Raw genomic sequence first — 1295 nt, forward strand, 5'->3', positions numbered from 1 at the left:
TGGAGGTGCTCAAACAAATAGACAGTGACTTCGGCCTGGAAGGTTTGGTATCTTTCAAATCTTCAACCCGACATCATGTCCAAATTACGAAAACGATTCACCCGGGAGGAGCGCCTGGAACTGGTCAAACAAAGCTTCGAACCGGATGCGGTGGTCACTCAGATCGCCGATAAGTTTGGTATCGCGGCCACTACCTTAACCCGCTGGCGACAAGAGTTCCGCTTGGAAAACCAGGTAGAGCCATCCGGTCAGGGGATCAAGATCATGACCGACGAGGAGCGTCAGATCGCGCGCCTGAAGAAGCAGTTACGCGAAGCCGAACTCGAACGGGACATCTTAAAAAAAGCCATCGGCATCTTCTCCAAGAGCGACGGGAAATCTACTCCTTCATAATGGATTATCGACTGGAATTTCCCGTTGAGAAGATGTGTCAGGTCCTGGGCGTCAGCCGCAGCGGGTACTATCGGTGGTACCAACGGTTGAAAAACGTCGAACGACCGGAGGACATCGACCTGGATGGACTGATCGAGGACTCCTTCGAGACCAGCCGGCGAACGTACGGTAGTCCCCGGATCTGGCATGATCTGGCTAAGCAGGGCATCCGCGTCTCCCGGGCTACCGTCGGCCGGCGTATGCGCCGTAAAGGCCTCCGTAGCCCCAAGCGTAAGAAACGTTGGATAAGCACAACGGACTCGGCTCATGATCTGCCCGTAGCGCAGAACATTCTGGGGCGCAACTTCGAAGCGGACCGACCGGCCACCAAGTGGGTCAGCGACATCACCTACTTCGAGATCGATCGCCAGTGGCACTACCTCACCATCGTACTGGACCTGGCGGATCGGGCAATCGTCAGTTGGGTGATCAGTGACGAGATGACCGCTGAGACTACGACGGTGGCCGCCCTCCAGCAGGCGGTAGCTAATCGCAAACCGCAGGAGGAGTTAATCTTCCATTCCGACCGCGGCTCCCAGTACAGCTGCGGTAACTTCCGGGAGGAACTAGCCTCCGTCGGGGCAACCCAAAGTATGTCTCGTAAGGGCAACTGCTGGGACAATGCCGTAGCGGAGTCCTTTTTCAAAACGATTAAAACTGAGTGTATCGACCGTCATGAGTTCCATAGTCCCCACCACGCCTGGTGCCTTATCTTCGACTACATCGAAGGATGGTACAACACGAACCGCATCCATACTACGCTAAAGGGCCTAACGGTCCGGCAGGCCTACGCGTTAAAAACGAAACACCTCAACTAATCAGGCTTTCAGCGAAGCTGCTGTCTAATATTTTGAGCACCTTCA

Annotated in this window: 1 protein-coding gene and 1 pseudogene; both read left to right on the forward strand. The window is 54.9% G+C overall.

The genetic code is table 11. The annotated features are described in order from the left end of the window. Positions 1-75: 75 nt before the first annotated feature. Positions 76-297 (forward strand): annotated as a pseudogene (locus tag NMA52_RS18690) (transposase); the annotation flags it as partial. Continuing rightward, positions 243-1250, forward strand: coding sequence for an IS3 family transposase (locus NMA52_RS18695; protein WP_254829231.1), 1008 nt, complete (start codon positions 243-245; stop codon positions 1248-1250). The pseudogene NMA52_RS18690 and the gene NMA52_RS18695, both read left to right, overlap by 55 nt. Positions 1251-1295: the final 45 nt, after the last annotated feature.

This window comes from Lewinella sp. JB7, from assembly GCF_024297185.1.
Taxonomy (GTDB): domain Bacteria; phylum Bacteroidota; class Bacteroidia; order Chitinophagales; family Saprospiraceae; genus Neolewinella.